Source organism: Komagataeibacter xylinus (assembly GCF_009834365.1).
In the GTDB taxonomy this organism is placed as follows: domain Bacteria; phylum Pseudomonadota; class Alphaproteobacteria; order Acetobacterales; family Acetobacteraceae; genus Komagataeibacter; species Komagataeibacter xylinus_D.
The window spans coordinates 2,042,110-2,061,596 of record NZ_CP041348.1 but is presented as its reverse complement, the minus strand read 5'-3'; the positions used below and the strand labels follow the sequence as shown (position 1 = coordinate 2,061,596).

The 19,487-nt window shown below is 65.5% G+C and carries 19 protein-coding genes and 1 other RNA gene; 7 read left to right on the top strand and 13 right to left on the bottom strand.

The window, feature by feature from the left end; all coding sequences use genetic code 11:
- Positions 1–7: 7 nt before the first annotated feature.
- The 5 genes from FMA36_RS09790 (at position 8) to FMA36_RS09770 (ending at position 4,026) form a co-directional block, all read left to right on the top strand.
- On the top strand, positions 8–1,987 hold the full coding sequence (locus FMA36_RS09790) for a heme lyase CcmF/NrfE family subunit (protein WP_159262167.1): 1,980 nt from the start codon (positions 8–10) through the stop codon (positions 1,985–1,987).
- Complete coding sequence (locus tag FMA36_RS09785; RefSeq protein ID WP_159262166.1) at positions 1,984–2,556, top strand: DsbE family thiol:disulfide interchange protein; 573 nt, start codon at positions 1,984–1,986, stop codon at positions 2,554–2,556. Before FMA36_RS09790 ends, FMA36_RS09785 begins: the two co-directional genes overlap by 4 nt.
- The gene (locus FMA36_RS09780) at positions 2,553–3,032 is read left to right on the top strand and encodes a cytochrome c-type biogenesis protein (protein ID WP_159262165.1); all 480 of its coding nucleotides are present in this window, start codon (positions 2,553–2,555) and stop codon (positions 3,030–3,032) included. The genes FMA36_RS09785 and FMA36_RS09780 overlap by 4 nt, the downstream gene beginning before the upstream one ends.
- 7 nt (positions 3,033–3,039) lie before the next feature.
- Complete coding sequence (ccmI, locus tag FMA36_RS09775; protein WP_159262164.1) at positions 3,040–3,762, top strand: c-type cytochrome biogenesis protein CcmI; 723 nt, start codon at positions 3,040–3,042, stop codon at positions 3,760–3,762.
- An 84-nt stretch (positions 3,763–3,846) separates the two neighbouring features.
- A complete protein-coding gene (locus FMA36_RS09770; RefSeq protein WP_159262163.1) occupies positions 3,847–4,026 on the top strand; it encodes a DUF1674 domain-containing protein in 180 nt (59 codons plus the stop codon).
- Between the two features lie 89 nt (positions 4,027–4,115).
- On the opposite strand, the gene FMA36_RS09765 is transcribed toward FMA36_RS09770, so the two are convergent.
- Both FMA36_RS09765 and FMA36_RS09760 read right to left on the bottom strand, forming a co-directional pair.
- On the bottom strand, positions 4,116–4,634 hold the full coding sequence (locus FMA36_RS09765; RefSeq protein WP_159262162.1) for a hypothetical protein: 519 nt from the start codon (positions 4,632–4,634) through the stop codon (positions 4,116–4,118).
- Positions 4,635–4,658: 24 nt separating this feature from the next.
- Positions 4,659–5,828 carry a serine hydrolase domain-containing protein gene (locus tag FMA36_RS09760; RefSeq protein ID WP_159262161.1) on the bottom strand — a complete coding sequence of 390 codons (1,170 nt, stop codon included), beginning with the start codon at positions 5,826–5,828 and terminating at the stop codon, positions 4,659–4,661.
- A 74-nt stretch (positions 5,829–5,902) separates the two neighbouring features.
- On the opposite strand from FMA36_RS09760, the gene FMA36_RS09755 reads away from it, so the two are divergent.
- Positions 5,903–8,587, top strand: a complete 2,685-nt coding sequence (locus FMA36_RS09755) for a M16 family metallopeptidase (protein WP_206065073.1) — start codon at positions 5,903–5,905, stop codon at positions 8,585–8,587.
- Positions 8,588–8,618: 31 nt separating this feature from the next.
- On the opposite strand, the gene FMA36_RS19735 is transcribed toward FMA36_RS09755, so the two are convergent.
- The 4 genes from FMA36_RS19735 to aroA all read right to left on the bottom strand — a co-directional run bounded on the left by FMA36_RS19735 (position 8,619) and on the right by aroA (position 12,743).
- Positions 8,619–8,753 (bottom strand): hypothetical protein, encoded by a 135-nt coding sequence (locus FMA36_RS19735; RefSeq protein ID WP_276612575.1) that lies wholly within the window; start codon positions 8,751–8,753, stop codon positions 8,619–8,621.
- 26 nt (positions 8,754–8,779) lie between these two features.
- Positions 8,780–10,477 (bottom strand): 30S ribosomal protein S1, encoded by a 1,698-nt coding sequence (gene rpsA, locus FMA36_RS09750; protein WP_078524594.1) that lies wholly within the window; start codon positions 10,475–10,477, stop codon positions 8,780–8,782.
- 275 nt (positions 10,478–10,752) lie between these two features.
- On the bottom strand, positions 10,753–11,394 hold the full coding sequence (locus tag FMA36_RS09745) for a (d)CMP kinase (protein WP_159262160.1): 642 nt from the start codon (positions 11,392–11,394) through the stop codon (positions 10,753–10,755).
- A complete protein-coding gene (gene aroA, locus FMA36_RS09740) occupies positions 11,391–12,743 on the bottom strand; it encodes a 3-phosphoshikimate 1-carboxyvinyltransferase (RefSeq protein WP_159262159.1) in 1,353 nt (450 codons plus the stop codon). The genes FMA36_RS09745 and aroA overlap by 4 nt, the downstream gene beginning before the upstream one ends.
- A 180-nt stretch (positions 12,744–12,923) precedes the next feature.
- Here aroA and FMA36_RS09735 point away from each other — a divergent pair, with 180 nt between their 5' ends.
- Positions 12,924–13,262, top strand: a complete 339-nt coding sequence (locus FMA36_RS09735) for a TIGR02300 family protein (protein ID WP_159263832.1) — start codon at positions 12,924–12,926, stop codon at positions 13,260–13,262.
- Between the two features lie 42 nt (positions 13,263–13,304).
- Here FMA36_RS09735 and folB read toward each other — a convergent pair whose 3' ends face one another.
- The 7 genes from folB to ggt all read right to left on the bottom strand — a co-directional run bounded on the left by folB (position 13,305) and on the right by ggt (position 19,461).
- Complete coding sequence (folB, locus tag FMA36_RS09730) at positions 13,305–13,703, bottom strand: dihydroneopterin aldolase (protein WP_159262158.1); 399 nt, start codon at positions 13,701–13,703, stop codon at positions 13,305–13,307.
- A 25-nt stretch (positions 13,704–13,728) separates the two neighbouring features.
- A complete protein-coding gene (locus FMA36_RS09725; RefSeq protein WP_159262157.1) occupies positions 13,729–14,508 on the bottom strand; it encodes an SDR family oxidoreductase in 780 nt (259 codons plus the stop codon).
- Positions 14,505–15,101: a recombination mediator RecR gene (gene recR / locus FMA36_RS09720; protein WP_159262156.1), complete on the bottom strand. Its 597-nt coding sequence runs from the start codon at positions 15,099–15,101 to the stop codon at positions 14,505–14,507. Before recR ends, FMA36_RS09725 begins: the two co-directional genes overlap by 4 nt.
- Before the next feature lie 22 nt (positions 15,102–15,123).
- Positions 15,124–15,447 (bottom strand): YbaB/EbfC family nucleoid-associated protein, encoded by a 324-nt coding sequence (locus FMA36_RS09715; protein WP_130730357.1) that lies wholly within the window; start codon positions 15,445–15,447, stop codon positions 15,124–15,126.
- Positions 15,448–15,462: 15 nt separating this feature from the next.
- Positions 15,463–17,460, bottom strand: a complete 1,998-nt coding sequence (locus FMA36_RS09710; RefSeq protein WP_159262155.1) for a DNA polymerase III subunit gamma/tau — start codon at positions 17,458–17,460, stop codon at positions 15,463–15,465.
- Positions 17,461–17,529: 69 nt separating this feature from the next.
- Positions 17,530–17,624, bottom strand: an RNA gene (gene ffs, locus FMA36_RS09705) — signal recognition particle sRNA small type.
- 61 nt (positions 17,625–17,685) lie between these two features.
- Complete coding sequence (gene ggt / locus FMA36_RS09700; RefSeq protein WP_159262154.1) at positions 17,686–19,461, bottom strand: gamma-glutamyltransferase; 1,776 nt, start codon at positions 19,459–19,461, stop codon at positions 17,686–17,688.
- Positions 19,462–19,487 lie beyond the last annotated feature (26 nt).

Below are 19,487 nucleotides of genomic sequence, written 5' to 3'. Positions count from 1 at the left end.
TCCGACAATGAACCCGGAACTTGGAAATTTTGCGCTGGCGCTGGCATGCTGCATGGCCGCCGGACAGGCCATCCTGCCCCTGATTGGCGCAAGCCGCCGCGACGCGCGCCTGATGGCGCTGGCACCGGCACTGGCCGTGGGGCAGATGATCGCGCTCATCACCTCCTTTGCCTGCCTGATCCATGCTGCCATCACCAATGACTTTTCGGTGCAGAACGTGGCGGCCAACAGCGCGGTCAGCAAGCCGCTGCTGTACAAGATCACCGGCGTATGGGGTAACCATGAGGGCTCGGTGCTGCTGTGGGCGATGATCCTGTCCATCTGCGGTGGGGCCGTGGCGCTGTTTGGCCGTAACCTGCCCTCCGCGCTGCAGGCACGCGTGATTGCGGTGCTCGGCGGGGTTGCAGCAGGCTTTGAGCTATTCTGCCTCACCACATCCAACCCGTTTGCCCGCGTATGGCCCGCGCCGATGGACGGGCAGGGCATGAACCCGCTGCTGCAGGACCCAGGCCTCGCCTTCCACCCTCCCATTCTCTACACCGGCTATGTCGGCTTTGCCGTGCCTTTCGCCTTTGCCATTGCTGCCCTCATCGAGGGGCGGGTGGACGCAGCCTGGGGCCGTTGGGTGCGCCCGTGGGCGGTGGCGGCGTGGTGCTTCCTGACCTGCGGCATCGCCATGGGGTCGTGGTGGTCGTATTACGTGCTGGGCTGGGGCGGCTACTGGTTCTGGGACCCGGTGGAAAATGCCTCGCTCATTCCGTGGCTGACGGGCACGGCGCTGGTGCATTCGGCCATTGTGGTGGAAAAACGCGAGGCGCTGAAGATCTGGACCGTGCTGCTGGCCATCGGCACGTTCTCGTTCTCGCTTTCGGGCACGTTCCTCGTGCGCTCGGGCATTCTCAACTCGGTGCATGCCTTTGCCAATGACCCCGCGCGTGGCGTGTTCATCCTTGGGCTGCTGGCACTTGTCATTGGTGGCTCGCTGCTGCTGTTCGCCATCCGCGCCCCGCAGCTGACCGCGGGCGGGCTGTTTGCCCCCGTCTCGCGCGAGGGGCTGCTGGTGCTCAACAACATCCTGCTGTGCTCCATCTGTGCTGTGGTGCTGACGGGCACGATGTACCCGCCCTTCATGTCGCTGCTGTTCGGCAAGACCATCTCGGTCGGCAAGCCGTTCTTTGATGCGACCACCATTCCGCTGGCCATTCCGCTCATGGTGTTCATGGGCTTCGGCCCCATGATGCCGTGGAAGCGCGCGCAGATGTGGCCGGTGCTGCGCCGCCTGTGGTGGGCCGCCTGCGTAACCGCATTGGCGCTTGTGGTGGCCACCTTCCAGATGCGCGAGATCCTGCCGGTGCTGGCCACTGCCACCGCCGTGTGGGTGATCTGCTCGAGTATCGCTGACATTGCCGAGCGCCTGCGCCTGTTTCGCCAGCCCCTGGGCCAGAGCTGGCAGCGCGCGCGCAGCCTGCCGCGCGCAGTGTTTGGCGCAGCCATGGCCCATGCGGGCGTGGGCATTGTGGTACTGGGCATTGCCGGCATGTCGCAGGCCGCACACCGCATTGTCGAGGTACATGTGGGCCAGAGCGAGATGCTGGCGGGCGATAGCTGGACCCTGACCGACGTAAAGCCTGCCATTGGCCCTAACTACACCGCGCTGGTGGCAACCATTGAAGTGCGCCACAATGGCAAACTGGTCACGACGCTGCACCCCTCCAAGCGCAACTTCGCCAGCCAGCACCAGACCACGACCGAAGTCGCGATCCATACCAACCTCATGGCCGACATCTATGGCGTGCTGGGCGACAAGCATGGCGATGACGCCAACCCGACCTACGTACTGCGCCTGCACTACAACCCGCTGGCGCCGTGGATGTGGCTGGGCGGGCTGATCATGGCCTTTGGTGGCGCGCTTTCCCTGTCCGACCGGCGCGTGCGCGTGGGCGCGCCACGCCGGGCCAAAACCGTTGATGTGGTGGTGGTGCAATGAGCGGGCAGCCTTCTTCCCCCACGCGCCGCCGCCTGCTCATGGCGGCCCCGCTGGTTGTGGCGGGCGGGGTTGGCGTAGGCTTCTGGCGCATGCTCTCGGGCATGACCAGAGGCTCGTTCGACCCGCATGACATCCATGCCCCTGCACTCAACCGCCCCGTGCCCGACTTCGCGCTGCCTGACCAGGCACCGGGCACCGGCTTTTCGGCTGCTGACCTGCGGGGGCTGAAAGCGCCGGTTCTGGTGAACTATTTCGCCTCATGGTGCATTCCCTGCGTGGCCGAGATGCCGGTGCTCAACGCGCTGAAGGACAGGCTGCCGATCTGGGGCATTGCGTATAAGGACAAGCCAGAGCACGCGCTGGGCTTCGTGCAGCGCGCGGGCAACCCCTATGCCCGCATCGCCTCTGACCATGACGGGCTGGCCGCGATTGACTGGGGGGTGTCCGGCGTGCCGGAAACCTTCCTGATCGGGCCGGGCGGGATCATCCGCTGGCACACCGCCTCCCCCATTACCGAGGCCATGATCACCAACACCATCATGCCGCTGGCGGACAGCCTCAAGCCATGAAGAAACACCCTCTACGCCGTGGCGGCCTGATTGCCCTGCTGGCCTGCCTGCTCTTTGCGCCCCTCGTGGCGCTGGCGGTGGATGACCCATCGGAAATGCTGCCCGACCCGGCGCAGGAGCAGCGCGCCGAGGCCATTGGCGCGCAGTTGCGCTGCCTCGTGTGCCAGAACGAATCGATCGAGGACAGCAGCGCCGACCTTGCGCGCGACCTGCGCCACGTGGTGCGCGAGCATGTGGCCAAGGGCGAGAGCAACCAGCAGATCATGGACTGGATGGTCAACCGCTACGGCAATTTCATCCGTCTCAAACCGCCCTTCACCATCGGTACGCTGCTTTTGTGGGTCATGCCGCTGCTTGCACTGTGCATTGGCATTGGCATTGCATGGTGGACCTTCCGCCGCCCGCGCGCGCCCACGCCGCCGCCGCTTTCGGATGAAGAACGCCGCCGCCTGTCCGACCTGACCGAAACACGCTGAGATTGATATGATCTGGATTGGTATCTGCCTGCTTGGCGTGATCGCGCTTGTGCCCGCACTCCTGTCGTTCCGCCGCGCCACGCTGCTGCGTGACGAGCGCGAGAGCGCGCTGGTGCTGCATCAGGCCCAACTCGCCGAACTCGAGCGCGACCTGGCCGAAGGCATGATCGCGCCAACCGAACATGACAGCGCGCGGCTGGAAATCCAGCGCCGCGTGCTCGGCGCCGACATGCTGCCTGCCTTTGTGGCCCGCAAGGGTGCTTCGACCGGGGCGATTGCGGCGGCCCTCGTGGGGCTGCCGGTTGCGGCCATTGCGCTGTACATGACCGTGGGCCACCCTGCGCTGCCCGCCCAGCCACTGGCCCCGCGCCTTGTGGCACTGCAGAAGGAAGACCACCGCAATGATGCGCTGATCGACCGCCTGCGCGACCAGCTCAGGCAGATCCCGCCGGGTGATCCGAGCCTGTTCCAGGGTTATGTGCTGCTTGGCCAAGCCGAGGCCGGGCGCGACCATTACGCCGCCGCTGCCCAGGCCTGGCGCAGCGCCATCGAGCAGCGCTTCGACCCCGAGGTGGCGGCCCGCGCGGCAGAAGCGCAGATGATGGCCGATGATGGCCATATCTCGCCCGAGACTGCCGATCTGTACCGCCGCGCGCTTGATGCAGCCCCGCCTGATGCCCCGTGGCGCATGACCGTGCAGCAGCGCATTGCCCAGTCGGAGCATCAGTAACCGGAACATCAATAACGCGCTACCGTGGCCTGATGCAGCCTTTTAGGCTTGCAAGCCCTCTGTGCCGGGCGGAAAGTGGTGGACATGAGCAAGGACACATCCCCCTCCCCCGCCCCTGCCGCAGAGAGCGCGCAGGATGAAGCGGCCAAGGAAGCCGCATTGCTGAAACAGCCTGCCGAGGCCGATGAAGTGGGTGGCCCCAAGGGGCCGGAACCCACCCGCTACGGCGACTGGACGGTCAAGGGCCGCTGCGTGGATTTCTGATCCCCGCACGCTTTGAAGATTTTTAAAATGATAGAAGTTTCCGGGTGCCGCCTTTTTTCAAAAAGGCGGCATTCTTTTTAGGCTGAGGCTCAGAGTTCGTTGGGCAGCGGCCCACGCCCGAAGGATGTCTGCCGCACGCGGTGCCCCGGCGGCGGCACGTTGCATGAGATCAGGTAGATTCCGGCCACGAACACAAGCTGCGAGAGCGAATTGAACCACAGCGCGAGTTCATAAACCGCATCCGCCGTGACAGCCTGATAGAGCGCATAGCCCGCAAACGGAATGGAAATGGGCCGCATACCCGCCAGCATGATGCGAAAGGGGTTCTGGTAGCCCGGCCGCACCATGGCCCGCATGCGATGGATGCCGATGTAGAAGATCACCTCGAAAAACCAGCCCAGTACATTGGTAATGAGGTTGTTCAGCGTCATGCCATCGAGCATCAGCAGGGCGGAAATTGAGGCGGCCGAGAGCACGATCGAGCCGACCTGAAAGCTCATGCCCACGTCCATCGCCGTCAGGCGCTCGGGTAGCGCATCAGCAACCGGCTGAAAAACCCGGTCCAGCAGCCAGGCGTCGAACTGATTGACGCGTTCACCAAATGACATGACAGTTCCCAGCCTTCTCTCTCATCACGCGCAGGCGGCAGCCACGATCGCCTCGGGGTAGCTACCCGCCATACCTGTCAGCGCGGTGTTGCTGAGCATGACAATGCTCATGCCCCGCGCCCGGTCCACCACCCATTGATGCCCGTACACACCCCCCCATGTAAAACTCCCGGCACTCAGCGGCGTGCGCGCGGCGGTGGAATCCGTAATCACCGCCCCGCCATAACCGAAGCCACGACCGCGCATGAGCGGCCCCATCTCGATCGCACCCGTGGCATTACGCCCGAACAGCATGGCCGATGCGGGCGAGAGCAGGCCCTCGCCGCCTAGCCGCACGGCTTCAAGAAATGCAAGGAATTCCGGCGCATTGCCCACCATGCCTGCGCCGCCCGAGGGGTAGGAGGTCGGGTCATAGATCCGTTCAGGCGCAAAACGGATGGCCCCCACGCCACCACCGGGCAGCAGGCGGGGCAGCACGTATTGCGCGCCCATGCGGATGGGAGCGGGCCTGCCATCGGCGTAGCAGGTGGCCAGCATGCCGGATGCTGGCGGGGTAAAGCCCGTCTGCTCCCAGCCCAGCGGGCTACCTACATAATGGTGCAGCGCCTCGGGCAGCGTGCACCCGGCGACGGATTCGATCACGCCCCCCATCACGTCCAGCCCCAGCGAATAGGCCCATCCCTGCCCCGGCGCGAAGATGAGGCGCGTGCCAGCCAGCCGCGCCAGATTATCAGCCAGCGAAAGCCCCGGCTCGGCAATGCCGTCCGACACGCCTGCGCGGGTATAAGGATTATCATCCTGCGGAAAAGAGAAGCTGTATGTCAGCCCGCTGGTATGGGTGAGCAACTGGTGCGATGTGATCTGGCAGGGCGCGCCATCAGGCAGGGCGGGACGGAAATCGGGCAGGTAGCGCGTGATCGGGGCATGAAGGTCGAGCAATCCTGCCTCCGCCAGGGCCAGCGCCACGGCGGTAATGACCGGCTTGGTCAGCGAGGCGAGGCGGAAGGGCGTGCTCACCTGTATCGGGCGGTGGGTCTCACGGTCGGCAAGGCCCACGGCCTCACGCACCACCACGTCGCCATCAACGGCAATCAGCACCACTGCGCCAACCAGACGGCCTGCGGCCACGGCACTTTCCATGACATCGCGCACCCGCCCGGCCATACGGGCCGTATCCGGCTGGGTTATGGACATGATCGTGTTCCTTCATGACTGGCAACGCAACACGCGAACTGGCCCCCGCCCATAAAGCGGCGTAACCTTGTGGCATGATAGCACGCCTGTTTTCCAAGACATTATGCTTCTCCCTCCTGTTATGCGGGAGCGCCCTGGCCACGCTGCCCCCGGCGCGGGCGGCGAGCCCCCAGCCCGACATGCCGGTGCAGGCCACGCTGCCCAACGGGCTGCGGGTCGTGATCGTGCCCGACCGGCTGGCCCCGGTTGTGAGCACCGAAATCAACTACCTGGCCGGTTCGGCCGCGGCACCGGCGGGCTTTCCCGGCACGGCGCATGCGCTGGAGCATATGATGTTCCGCGGCAGCGAGGGGCTGGACCGCGACCAGCTTGCCGCCATCGGGGCGCGGCTGGGCGGCAACTACAATGCCGACACGACAGAAAACGTGACGCAGTTCTTCTACACCGCCCCGGCGGACAATCTGGACGTGCTGTTGCATATCGAAGCCCTGCGCATGAAGGGCCTGACGCTGGCCGCCGAGGACTGGGCGCATGAACGCGGCGCGATCGAGCAGGAAGTCTCGCGCGATCTGTCCAGCCCCGGCTATGTGTACCTGGCGCGGCTGCAATCCATCCTGTTTGCAAACACGCCTTACACGCATGACGCGCTGGGCACCCGCCCGTCTTTTGACAGGACCGACACTGCCCTGCTGCGCCGCTTCTACCGTGACTGGTACGCGCCCAACAACGCCATTCTGGTCATTGCCGGGGATGTCGACCCCGCCCGCGCGATGGCGCAGGTGCGCGCGGCCTTTGGCGCCATTCCCGCCCGCGCGCTGCCTGCACGCCCGCAGGTCCATCCCGGCCCCGTCCAGGCCCAGACGCTGCATTTCCCCACCGACTATCCGGTGGGGCTGGTCGCCATTGCCAGCCGCATGCCCGGCCAGAACAGCCATGATTATGCTGCCGCCCGCATTCTGGCCGATGTGCTGTGCAGCCAGCGCGGGGCGCTGTACGAACTCGTGCCGCAGGGCCGTGCGCTGCTGTCGAGCTTCGATTTCGTAACCAAGGCGGATGCGGGCATCGGCATTGCCATTGCCGCTTTTCCCAAGGGCGGCGAGGCTGCCCCCCTGCAGGCCCGCATGCAGGACATTCTGAAAACCCTGCGTGAAAACGGCGTGCCCGCCGATCTGGTCGAGGCTGCGAAACGCAAGGAACTGGCCCAGCTCGGTTTCGCCGCCAACAGCATCGCCGGCCTTGCGGAAAGCTGGTCGGAGGCACAGGCCATCATGGGCCTGCAATCACCCGATGATGAAGCCACCGCCTTTGCTGCCGTAACGCCAGAGGATGTCAACCGTCTGGCCCGGCAGGTGCTTGATCCGCAGCAATCCATCACCGCCATCCTCACCCCGCGTGATGGTGGCCATCCGGTTGAGGGCAAGGGCTTTGGCGGCTCGGAATCCTTCGCCTCAGCGCCCGATCACCCTGTCAGCCTGCCGCAATGGGCCAATGACAGCCTGATGGGCGTGAACCCTCCCACCCCTTCCGCCCAGCCTGCCGCCTTCACGCTGCCCAACGGGCTGCGCCTGATCGTGCGCCCGGCCAATGTCAGCCACACCATCAGCCTGTACGGCGTCATCCGCCAGAATGAGGACATGCAGGAGCCACCGGGCAAGGAAGGCATTGCCGACATAACCGATGAGATGTTCCGCTACGGCAGCACCACGTATGACCGGATCGGGTTGCAAAAGGCGCTGGACGACATCGCTGCAACCGAAAGCGCCGGGTCCGATTTCAGTCTGAGCGTGCTGACACCCGACTTTGGGCGCGGCCTTGACCTGCTGGCGGAAAATGAACTGCACCCCGCCCTGCCCGATGCCGCCTTCAAGGTGGTGCAGGCCAATGCGGCGGCCTCGCTGTCCGGGCTGCTGCATTCACCTGACTATCTGTTTGGCCGCGCGATGCAGGCTGCCGTTTCGCCCAAGGGCGATCCGTCGCTGCGGCAGGCCGAACCTGCGGGCATCATGAAACTGAGCCTGGCGGACTGCCGTGCCTTTTACGCTGCTGCCTACCGGCCTGACCTGACCACTATCGTCATTACCGGCGACATCACACCCGATGCCGCCTACAAGGCCATTGCCCGCACTTTTGGTGCGTGGCAGGCCACAGGCCCAACCCCTGCAGTCGATCTGCCGCCGCGCCCCGACAGCAGCGCCAGCGTGACTCGCGTGCCCGACCCGTCCAGCACGCAGGCCACGGTTTCCCTGCCAGAAAGCCTTGGGCTGACGGCAACCAACCCGGAGCATTTCGCTCTTAACCTGGGCAACGAGATCCTTGGCTCGGGCTTTTCATCCCGGCTGTATCGCGACCTGCGGGTGCGCACCGGTTATGTCTATACCGTGCGCAGTCACCTGACATGGAAGCGCCAGCGCGCTGCCTACAGCATCTCGTTCGGGGCTGACCCGCAGAAAGTTGAGGCCGCGCGGCATGCTGCGGTACAGGACATCATCGCCATGCAGACCCAGCCCGTCAGCGCGGATGAACTGGCCATGGCACGCGCGGGCATGCTGCGTGGCCTTGCGCTGCAATCGGCCAGCCTCGACACCATCGCGGCGGGTTACCTGCACTTCAGTGACCTTGGCCTGCCGCTCAACCAGAACGATATCGCAGCCCAGGCCTATTACACCATGAGCGCCGAGGCGATTCGCGATGCCTTTCGCAAATGGATCCGCCCCGACGATCTGGCCGAGATCATCAAAGGCCCACCCGCAACACGGTAAAAGCAGATAAAAGTTTTTGGTAAAGCTTTTTTCAAAAAGCTTCAGAGAACGCCGCCTTTTTGAAAAAAGGAGGCACCCGGAAACTTTTATCCTTCTCTCTCGACATAAAAAAAGGGCGGTGCATTTCTGCACCGCCCTTTTTTGTGCCCGGCTCCAGCCCACGCATGCGCGGGCCAGGGCCTGTGGCAGGGATCAGCTCTCGGCGTTACGGCGACGGATCGCGGCACCCAGAATGTCACCCAGCGAAGCACCGCTATCGGAAGAACCGTAGTCGGAGATCGCCTGCTTGTCTTCCTCGACTTCACGGCCGCGGATGGTCAGGGCCAGCTTGCGGGCAGCGCGGTCAACCGACACGACCTTCGCATCAACACGCTCGCCAACGGCGAAGCGCTCGGGGCGCTGGTCGGCCTTGTCACGGGCCAGTTCCGCACGGCGGATGAAGCCGGTCAGAACGTCGTCAACCTTCACCTCGATGCCGTTCGCCTGAACCGCAGTCACGATGCAGGTCACGACCGCACCCTTCTGCACCTTGCTCAGCGTGTCGGCTGCGGGGTCTTCATGCAGCTGCTTGATGCCCAGCGAGATGCGCTCTTTCTCCACGTCCACATCCAGAACCTTGGCCTTTACGACCTGGCCCTTCTCGTAGTGGCTCATGGCGACTTCGCCCGGCTCGTCCCACGACAGGTCGGACATGTGAACCATGCCATCGATGTCGGCGGAGAGGCCGATGAACAGGCCGAACTCGGTGATGTTGCGGATCTCGCCTTCCACCACGGAACCAACCTTGTGCTCCTCGGCGAACTGCTCCCACGGGTTGCGCTGCACCTGCTTCAGGCCCAGCGAGATGCGGCGCTTCGCGCTGTCCACATCCAGGACCATCACATCGACTTCCTGCGAAGTGGCGACGATCTTGCCCGGATGGACGTTCTTCTTCGTCCAGGACATCTCGGACACATGCACCAGGCCTTCGACGCCCGGCTCCAGCTCGACGAACGCACCGTAGTCGGTGATGTTCGTGACGCGACCGGTGTAGCGGGCACCCGGCGGGTACTTGATCGCCACGTTCTCCCACGGGTCAGCCTCAAGCTGCTTCATGCCCAGCGAGATGCGCTGCGTGTCGGGGTTGAAGCGGATGACCTGCACGCGGACCGGCTGGCCGATCTGCAGCGCCTCGGACGGGTGGTTGATGCGCTTCCATGCGATATCGGTCACATGCAGCAGGCCATCGACGCCACCGAGGTCGACGAACGCACCGTAATCGGTGATGTTCTTGACCACGCCATCGAGGATCATGCCTTCCTTCAGGCCCTGGATCAGCTCGCTGCGCTGCTCCGCACGGGTCTCTTCGAGCACGGCGCGACGCGAAACGACGATGTTGCCGCGCGCGCGGTCCATCTTCAGGATCTGGAACGGCTGGGGCACGCCCATCAGCGGGGTCACATCGCGCACGGGGCGGATATCGACCTGGCTGCCGGGCAGGAACGCCATTGCGCCGCCGAGGTCGACGGTGAAGCCACCCTTGACGCGGCCATAGATGGTGCCGTTGACGCGCTGGTTGCCTTCGAACGCCTTTTCAAGGTTCGACCAGGCTTCCTCGCGGCGGGCCTTCTCGCGCGACAGGACGATGGACCCGTCACGATCTTCGTACCGCTCGACGAACAGTTCGATGACATCACCCGGCTTGACATCGGGGGTAACGCCCGGCGGGCCGAATTCCTTGAGGGAAACGCGCCCTTCGCTTTTCAGGCCGACATCGACGATGGCGTATTCATCCGTCAGGCGAACGACGCGACCGGTGACGACGGAACCGTCAAACGCGGAATCGCGACCGAGGGTTTCCTCGAGGAGATCGGCAAAGTTCTCGACGGGCTGTGTTGTGGCTGAAGCCATGAGTTACTCGTAAATCCTGTAACCACATCACGACCGCGCGGCGGCGGATGTGGACAATCCTGCGCCCCCGCCTGCCCGCCTGTGCGGTAACATGGGAACGGCTTGCCCGGGCTTTCCGCCACGACACGGTCGCGGCACGCCTGCGGGCCAGATGATGAAAGACCATGCCCCAGCACAGGCGCGCGGGGCATATACCGTTGAGCACAGACACCCTATGGGCGGCAGATGTCAATAAAAACCGTGCCGGGGGCGAATGGTTCACGCACAAAAGCGCGCTAGCGCGTCCTGAGCGCCACGATCCGCAGGGCCTCGGCCAGCACGGCGGCGGCATCGAGGTGGTCGGTCTCGATATGCACGGCGTCATCGGCGGGGCGCAGGGGGGCGGTGGCGCGGGCGGAATCGGCAGCGTCACGCGCCGCGATCTCGCGCTCCACCTGCGCTATCTGCGCCGCGCGGTCAGGCGCGTTGGGGTCAGTCGCCATCTGCTCCCACCGCCGCTCGGCGCGCGTGCGGGCCGAAGCCGTGATGTAGAGCTTGACCTGCGCATCGGGGAAGATGACCGTGCCGATATCGCGCCCGTCGAGCACCGCGCCATGGGCACCGGCAAAGCGGCGCTGCACGTCAACAAGCACCCGGCGCACGGCGGGCTGGGCGGCAACAAGGCTTGCGGCACGGTCCACCTCGGGCACGCGCAGGTCGGTGCGGCGCAGATCGTCCATGCCTACGCCCGCGGCAAATTCCTCCGCCGGGGCGGTAGCAGGGTCATGGCCCGCGTCGATCATGCGCCGCCCGGTGGCGCGGTAGAGCAGGCCGGTATCGAGATAGGGCAGGCCCAGTGCCTCGGCCAGGCTGCGGGCCAGCGTGCCCTTGCCCGCGGCAGCCGGGCCGTCAACCGCAATGACCAGGCGCTGCGTCATGCCGCAAGCCCCGCGCCGATGCGGTTCATCAGCCCCACGAATCCGGGGAAGCTCGTATCGATGAAGGCGGTGTCATCCACGCTGACAGGCTTTTGGGCAGCAAGGCCCATCACGATGGCACTCATGGCCAGGCGATGGTCCATGCGGGTCTCGACCAGACCGCCACCGGGAATGGCGCCGCCCGTGCCGTGCACGATCATGTCATCGCCCACCACGTCCACCCTGATGCCATTGGCTTCCAGCAGCGCCACGGTAGCGGCGAGGCGATCGCTTTCCTTCACCCGCAGTTCCTCCAGCCCGCGGAAGCGCGACTGACCCGTGGCATGGGCGGCGGCCACGGCCAGCACCGGATATTCATCGATCATCGACGGTGCGCGGGTGGCGGGCACGTCCACGCCATGCAGCGCGCCTGCGGTGGCGGTCAGGTCGCCTACCGGCTCGCCGCCTTCAACGCGCTCGTTGCTGATGGCGAGGTCGGCCCCCATTTCACGCAGCGAAGTGAACAGCCCGGTGCGCAGCGGGTTCAGCCCCACGCCCTGCACGCGCACGGTCGAGCCCGGCACCAGCAGGGCGGCGACGAGCACGAAGGCAGCAGAGGACGGATCACCCGGCACCACGATATCACGCGCCACAAGGTCGGGGCGGCCCTGAAGCGTGATCACACGCCCGCCCGCGCCCATGGGTTCGACCTGCACCTGTGCGCCGAAGTGGCGCAGCATGTTTTCGGTATGGTCGCGGGTGGCGACGGGCTCTTCCACCCGTGTCTCGCCCACCGCGTTCAGCCCGGCGAGCAGCACGGCGGACTTGACCTGTGCCGAGGCCACCGGCAGCCGGTAGGCCAGCGGCGGCGGGTTGGCGTTACCCGCAATGGCCAGCGGCAGCCGCCCGCCCTGGCGCGAGAGGAACGTGGCCCCGGTGGCGGCAAGCGGGTCGGTCACGCGCTTCATCGGGCGGCCACGCAGGCTGGCATCGCCCGTCATGACCGAGGTGAAGCCGTGGCTCGCCAGAATGCCCGACAGCAGGCGCGCCGCCGTGCCGGAATTGCCCATGTCCAGCACATCGGCGGGTTCACGCAGCCCGTCGAGCCCGCAGCCCTGCACGCGCCACTGCCCTGCCCCCTCGCGGGTGATGTCCGCGCCAAGGGCCCGCATGGCATCGGCGGTGCGCAGCACGTCCTCGCCTTCCAGCAGGCCGGTGATGTGGGTCGTGCCACGCGCGAGGGCTGCAAACATCAGCGAGCGGTGGCTGATCGACTTGTCACCCGGCACATGGACCGAACCGGACAGGGGCGCGCGCGGGGCATGAACCGTCAGCGCGCGAACGGAAGAAGAGGCATGATCGGTTTTCATAACGCATCCCATTCCGTATTCCGGGTGACAAAGTCAATCACAGATCGGCATGATCACGGTGCCGGAGCGCGCGGGCAATGTTTGACATCAGCCGCGCAAACTGGCATGGGGCTGCGCCTTTTGCCACTTCCGGATACGGTGGCTCCATTCATCATTAAAAACAGGATCGACAGGTTCAAGATGGCTCAGTCCAACCTCGGCACCAAACGTGTCTGTGTCTCCTGCAGCGCCCGTTTCTACGATCTGAACAAGAATCCGGCCGTCTGCCCCAAATGCGGCGCTGAACAGCCCGTGGAACTGCCCCGCGTGCGCCGCCCGGTAGAAGCTGCTCCCGAATCCAAGCCCAAGACCGGCGATAACGCGGTCGATAACGACGTGGATGTCGATCTCGACGCCGATGCGGATGAGGATGCAGACACCGTGCTGCCTGACGACGCGGGCCTTGATGACGATGATGACGACGACATCAGCAGCGCTGACATCGACGTAAAAACCGACAAGGACGACCACGACAACTGAGCCTGACCCGGCCCGGGGCACGCGCTCCGGGCCGGTTTTGCATCAGGCGGGGTTGCGGCGCTCGATCTCGACGCCAACCGATTCGGCATCATCGAAGATGTCGAGCTTTTCTATGCGCACGCGCGTGATGCGCACGCGTTTTTCCGCCAGCACGCCTGCCGCGATTCGCTCGGCCAGCGTTTCCACAAGGGCGACATGCCCCTGCCCCACCAGTTCACGTATCAGCAGCACCACACGTTCATATGATACCGTGCGGGCCAGATCGTCCGCCCCCACTGCCAGCGAGGCGCTGTCGGGCACGCCAAACATCACATTAATGCGAATTCGCTGGGTCACGCCCTGCTCGTGTTCAAACACACCGATATGGGCATCAAGCACCATATTGCGCACGAACAGGCAGCGCAGCGGCTGTGGTTCATTCCACGGCGGGAATACGGACATGGCGGTTCCTGTCAGTCTGGGGGCTTCAGCGCGCGGGGGGCGTGGGCGACCACTGCATGTGCTGGCCGCCATCAAGGGCAAGCATCTGCCCGGTTACCGATGGCAGGCAGATCAGCGACAGTGCGGCGCGCGCAATCTCGTCAGGCGTGGCAACACGGCCTAGCGGCACGGAGGCGCATTGCCGGGCAAACTGGTCTGCCGTCTGCCTTGGCGTGGGCAGCACGGGGCCGGGGCCGATGGCATTGACGCGGATCTGCCGTGGCGCGAGGGCCAGCGCCATGGTCTGGGTCAGGGTCCACAATGCCGCCTTGGACACGGTGTAGCTGACAAAATGGGGTGTGAGCGACCATACGCGCTCATCAAGCATGTTCAGCACCATGCCCTGCGCGCCCTCGGGCATCAGGCGGGCAAATTCCTGCATCAGCACGAAGGGGGCGCGGGTATTGGGCTCCATATGCGCATCCCACCCTGCCCTTGTGGCACTATCCCACTCATCGCGTATGAACATGCTGGCATTGTTGACGAGCACGCCCACCGGGCCAAGCTGGCGGGTCGCCTCGGCCACGAGTGGCGTGACCATTGCCTCCTGCACCAGATCGGCGGGCAGCAGCACGGCCCTGCGGCCCAATGCACGGATTTCAGCAGCAGTGTGTTCGGCTGCCTGCGCTGATGTATTGTAATGCAGTGCGATATCAAAGCCCGCGCGCGCCAGTTCCAGCGCGATGGCGCAGCCAAGACGGGCCGCGCCGCCAGTGACCAGTGCCACGCGTGGCATGGCGGCAGGCACAGGCCAGAGCGTGCTCATGCGGGCCTGCGCGCCATGATGGCGGCGGCCAGCGTGCCATCATCAAGCACATCAAGCGCGCCCCCCACCGGCACGCCCTGCCCCACGCGGCTGATTTTTATGTCAAAGCGGGCCAGCCGCTCATGCAACCAGTGCATGGTGGTGGCCCCTTCCACTGTTGCACCCAAGGCCAGAATGACTTCGCGCACGCTGCCTTGGGCAATGCGGTCGAGCAATGGCTGCACGTTGAGGTCATCTGGCCCGATGCCGGACAGGGCCGACAGCGTGCCGCCAAGCACCTGATATACGCCACGATGCACGCCCGCACGCTCGAGCGCCCACAGGTCGCCCACATTCTCCACCACGCACACCAGCCCCGCATCACGGGTGGGATCGGCGCAGATGGCGCAGGGGTCGGTCGTGTCGAGATTGCCGCAGGTGGAGCAGGTGCGTACGGCGCGCGCCGCCTGTTCCATGGCCTGAGCAAGCGGCAGCATGCGGGCATGGGGCTGGCGCAGCAGGGCCAGCGCAGCCCGACGGGCTGAGCGGGGCCCAAGCCCCGGCAGGCGGCCCAGCAGGGTCACCAGCCGGTCGATTTCACCCCGCCCGCTCATGCATGCTCCCCTGCGCCATGGCTCAGAACGGGAATTTCATCCCGCCCGGCAGGTTCAGGCCACCGGTGACCTTCTTCATTTCCTCGCTGGCGGTGGCGTCGAGCTTCTTGCGGGCATCGGCGCTGGCGGCAAGGATCAGGTCCTGCAGCATTTCCATCTCGGCGGGGTCGGCCAGCTTGGGGTCGATGGTGATCGACTTCATGTCGCCCTTGCCGTTCATGGTCAGCGTGACCATGCCAGCGCCCGCGCTGCCTTCAATGACCATATCTTCAAGCTTGGCCTGCATTTCTTCCATGCGGGCCTGCATCTGGGTGGCCTGTTTCATCAGGCCGGCAAGATTTTTCATGTTCCGTGTCTCTCCTCAGGCAAAATCATCTGCATCCAGATCGTCCTCTTCTACCAGATCGGCATCAAGAGGGGCGAATTCGAGGTCTGGCGCCAGACTTTCCAGTGCAAGCTCTTCTGGCGGCAGGCCGTAATCATCCAGCGCGTGATCGGTCACGGCGCCGAGCCGGGCGGTAGGGAAGACCGCCAGAACCGCCTGCACCAACGGGTGGGCCTCGGCCTGCGCGCGGTGCAGTTCGATGATCTCGGCCCCCTGCTCGGCAATCGTGGGCTCGCCTTCTTCATCGGACTGACGGACCTGCCAGCTGGCATCGCCCGTCATCTCGCGCAGGAAGGTTTCAAGCCGCCGGGCCAGGCCGGGCAGGCTGTTGCGCTCCACCCGGATCGTGATCAGCGGCGGCGCAAACGCCACAAGATGCACCGCATGGTAAAGATGGCCATGCAGCATGGCGTCACGCCCGGACACAAGCGCCAGCGTCTCGCGCCATGTGCGCGGCGAGGGCGCGAGCGCTTCCTGCTCCACCCGGCTGATCTCGGGCGCGTGCTGCGGCGGGGCATCGACCCGCACCCCACCATTGGCCACCATGCGGATTGTGCCGCCGCCACCCTCAGGGCCTGCCGTAACACTAGGGGGGACGCCTGCCTGCACCCCGCCACCTGTGGGGGAAGCCGACCCGCCAGAAACCTGCATGGGTGCTGCAGCGGCATCCTGCCCCAGCATGCGGCGCACGAGGTCACCCGGCGGCGGCAGGTCGGCCACGTAGCACAGGCGGATCAGCACCATCTCGGCGGCCTGCCTGCGGTCAGGCGCCTGCTCCACTTCAGCCACGCCCTTGAGCAGCATCTGCCATGTGCGGCCCAGCACCGGCACCGGCACGCGCTCGGCCAGGGCAGAGCCACGCCTGCGCTCGGCCTCGGGCATCTCGGGGTTGTCACGCAGGGTGGGAATGGCCTTGAGCCGCGAGACGGTATGCACAAGCTCCAGCACATCGCCCAGCATCACGCCCAGATCGCCGCCGCGCTCATACACATCACCGGTAATGGCCAGCGCGCGCTCGGGGCGGCCTTCCAGCACCGCATCAAGCAGGTCGAACACCAGCCCACGATCAGCCAGACCCAGCATGCCCGCCACAAGCTCAAGCCCGATGGGAGCCGCATCCGTGCCGCCTTCGCCATCAAGCGTGCCCTGGGCTATCGCCTGATCGAGCAGCGACAGCCCATCACGCACCGAGCCATCGGCCGCGCGCGCGATCAGGGCCAGCGAATCGGGGGTAAAGGTGACGTTTTCAGCCCGCGCCACGCGATCGAAATGGGCGGCGAGTTCCACTTGCGGCACGCGGCGCAGCGCGAAGGTCTGACAGCGTGACAGCACGGTGACCGGCACCTTGCGCAGCTCGGTCGTGGCGAAGATGAAGGTAACCTGCGCGGGCGGTTCCTCCAGCGTCTTGAGCAGCGCGTTGAACGCGTTGCGCGAGAGCATGTGGACCTCATCGATGATGAAGACCTTCATGCGCCCCTGCATGGGCCGGAAGCGCGTCGCCTCGATGATTTCGCGCACGTCGTCCACACCGGTGCGCGAGGCGGCATCCATCTCCAGCACATCGGGGTGGCGGTCAGCGAGTATGGCCACGCAGTTGGGGCATACGCCACACGGGTCTGCCGTGGGGCCGCCCTTGCCATCAGGCCCGGTGCAGTTGAGCGCGCGGGCAATGATGCGCGCCGTGGTGGTCTTGCCCACGCCGCGCACGCCGGTCAGCATGAAGGCATGCGCCACGCGCCCGAGCGCAAAGGCGTTGCGCAGGATGCGGACGGTGATTTCCTGACCGATCAGGTCATCGAATGTGGTGGGGCGATATTTGCGGGCCAGCACGCGGTAAGGTGTGGCGGGTGCTGCATCCGCCACAACGGGCGGTGCCGATGGCGGCGGGGCGTCACCAAACAGGCCGGGGCCATCTGCGGGCGGTGCAGGCAGCCCGGCCTCCTCGGAACGATCCTGATCCGACGAAACGGTCATTGATGCATCCGGGCTGGAGAAGTGGCCATGACGTACGCAGCGCGATGGCGACACACAAACTTGTTTCAGATGAGAGACCGGCCATAACCCGGACGAAACTCACTATGGCTGCTTCCTTCCGGACCTGACCAGGTTAGCAAGGTATCCGTCTACAACCGATCTCCCGAGCGGGTTCTAACACATACCCCTGCCCCATGCACAAGGGGGCGGGTGAAAAAATCACGCTTATTCGCCCACGGCCGCACCGGACTGGTGGCGCAGGTCGGCCCCGCCATAATAACGCACCTGCCCTGCCCTGCCGATGCGCGGACCACCGACAAGGATGCTCTCCGCAACGCCCCAAGGCGCATGCTCCTCCACCTTGTAGCCCTCATGGGTGAGCGTGCGGATGACTGCGGGCGACAGCGCGCCGTGTTCCACCTGCACCACGTCGGGCTGCCACTGCTCATGGATGCGCGGCAGGTCGACCGCCTGCTGCACGTCGAGCCCGTAATCGACCATGCCGGTCAGCACCGACAGGATGATGGTGGGAATGCGCGAGCCGCCAGGGCTGCCAAGCACCATGGCGGGCTGGCCATCATGCGAGATGATGGTCGGCGCCATGGAGGAGAGCGGCGTCTTGCCCGGTGCTATGGCATTGGCCTGGCTGCCCACGATACCGAACATGTTCGGCTCACCGGGGCGGGTGGCAAAATCGTCCATCTCGTCATTCATGACCACGCCGGTGCTGCCCGCCACCACGCCAGCCCCGAACCAGCCATTGAGCGTATAGGTCACCGCCACCGTCATGCCCGACTGGTCGGCGATGGAATAATGAGTGGTTTCCTCCTTCTCGCCTTCAGGCTGGCCAGGACGCAGGCTGGCGGAGGAAACGGCATGGTTGAGCGGCAGGTACTGACGCACCTGCGCTGCGTAGGCCGGGTCGGTCAGGTGCGCAATCGGGTTATTGACGAAGGCGGGATCGCCGAGATCCTGCCGGTCGGCATAGGCGTGGCGCATGGCCTCGACCTCGCGCTGCACGCCTGCGGCCGTGTGCAGGCCAAGCGCATGCATGTCATAGCCCGACAGGATGTTGAGCATCTCGCACAGCGCGACACCGCCGCCGCTTGGGGGAGGCGCCGTATCGATATGATAGCCGCGATACTCGCACGTCAGCGGCGCCATCATGCGGGTGTGGTAGCTCGCGAAATCCTTGCGCGACAGGATGCCGCCGCCCTTCTCGCTACTTTTTATGATCTCTTTCGCCACCGGCCCTTCATAAAAGCCGCTGGCCCCCTTGCGCGCGATCCGCTCGAGCGTGCGGGCCAGGTCAGGCTGCACCAGCCGCTCGCCCGCCATGAGCGGCGTGCCATCGGGGTGCAGGAAGATTTTGCTGGCATACGGGTCTTTTGCAAAAGCTGCGGTGGAGGTGTGCAGCAGGTCCGCATCGCTGGGCTTGAGAATGAACCCGTCACGCGCCAGCGTGATGGCAGGCGCCATTACATCCGCGCGCGACAGCCTGCCCCACTTGTCATGCACTTCTTCCAGCCCCGCCACGGTGCCGGGAACGGCCACGGCCTTCCACCCCTTGGTGGAGGCACCGGCAATGACGTGGCCCGCCGCATCCTGATACATGGTGGCCGTGGCTGCCCCTGGCGCATGCTCGCGGAAATCGATGAAGGTCGCCTGCCCGTCAGGCAGGCGCAGGGTCATGAACCCCCCGCCGCCGATATTACCGGCAGCGGGATAGACCACCGCCATGGCATAGCCCACCGCGACGGCGGCATCGACCGCGTTGCCGCCGCGCGCGAGGATGTCAGCGCCCACATGGGCCGCGAGATCCTGCGCCACGACCACCATGCCATTGCGCCCCGGTGTGGGGGCCATGCCGATGGCCTGGCCGCCCGGCGTGTTCTCGAATGCCAGCGGGTCCACCACCGCGGCACGCCCCGCCACCGGCAGGGCGGCGACAAGACATGAAAGAAGGAGCGCGCGGTAGTGCAGGCCACGGGCAGAAGGCATGGGCGTTTCCTTGTTCGGTTATTACG

Bases quoted from the DNA above. Each gene is read 5' to 3' on its own strand.
- FMA36_RS09790 (WP_159262167.1), top strand. From the start codon at position 8: ATGAACCCGGAACTTGGAAATTTTGCGCTGGCGCTGGCATGCTGCATG.
- FMA36_RS09785 (WP_159262166.1), top strand. From the start codon at position 1,984: ATGAGCGGGCAGCCTTCTTCCCCCACGCGCCGCCGCCTGCTCATGGCG.
- FMA36_RS09780 (WP_159262165.1), top strand. From the start codon at position 2,553: ATGAAGAAACACCCTCTACGCCGTGGCGGCCTGATTGCCCTGCTGGCC.
- ccmI (WP_159262164.1), top strand. From the start codon at position 3,040: ATGATCTGGATTGGTATCTGCCTGCTTGGCGTGATCGCGCTTGTGCCC.
- FMA36_RS09770 (WP_159262163.1), top strand. From the start codon at position 3,847: ATGAGCAAGGACACATCCCCCTCCCCCGCCCCTGCCGCAGAGAGCGCG.
- FMA36_RS09765 (WP_159262162.1), bottom strand. From the start codon at position 4,634: ATGTCATTTGGTGAACGCGTCAATCAGTTCGACGCCTGGCTGCTGGAC.
- FMA36_RS09760 (WP_159262161.1), bottom strand. From the start codon at position 5,828: ATGTCCATAACCCAGCCGGATACGGCCCGTATGGCCGGGCGGGTGCGC.
- FMA36_RS09755 (WP_206065073.1), top strand. From the start codon at position 5,903: ATGATAGCACGCCTGTTTTCCAAGACATTATGCTTCTCCCTCCTGTTA.
- FMA36_RS19735 (WP_276612575.1), bottom strand. From the start codon at position 8,753: ATGCGTGGGCTGGAGCCGGGCACAAAAAAGGGCGGTGCAGAAATGCAC.
- rpsA (WP_078524594.1), bottom strand. From the start codon at position 10,477: ATGGCTTCAGCCACAACACAGCCCGTCGAGAACTTTGCCGATCTCCTC.
- FMA36_RS09745 (WP_159262160.1), bottom strand. From the start codon at position 11,394: ATGACGCAGCGCCTGGTCATTGCGGTTGACGGCCCGGCTGCCGCGGGC.
- aroA (WP_159262159.1), bottom strand. From the start codon at position 12,743: ATGAAAACCGATCATGCCTCTTCTTCCGTTCGCGCGCTGACGGTTCAT.
- FMA36_RS09735 (WP_159263832.1), top strand. From the start codon at position 12,924: ATGGCTCAGTCCAACCTCGGCACCAAACGTGTCTGTGTCTCCTGCAGC.
- folB (WP_159262158.1), bottom strand. From the start codon at position 13,703: ATGTCCGTATTCCCGCCGTGGAATGAACCACAGCCGCTGCGCTGCCTG.
- FMA36_RS09725 (WP_159262157.1), bottom strand. From the start codon at position 14,508: ATGAGCACGCTCTGGCCTGTGCCTGCCGCCATGCCACGCGTGGCACTG.
- recR (WP_159262156.1), bottom strand. From the start codon at position 15,101: ATGAGCGGGCGGGGTGAAATCGACCGGCTGGTGACCCTGCTGGGCCGC.
- FMA36_RS09715 (WP_130730357.1), bottom strand. From the start codon at position 15,447: ATGAAAAATCTTGCCGGCCTGATGAAACAGGCCACCCAGATGCAGGCC.
- FMA36_RS09710 (WP_159262155.1), bottom strand. From the start codon at position 17,460: ATGACCGTTTCGTCGGATCAGGATCGTTCCGAGGAGGCCGGGCTGCCT.
- ggt (WP_159262154.1), bottom strand. From the start codon at position 19,461: ATGCCTTCTGCCCGTGGCCTGCACTACCGCGCGCTCCTTCTTTCATGT.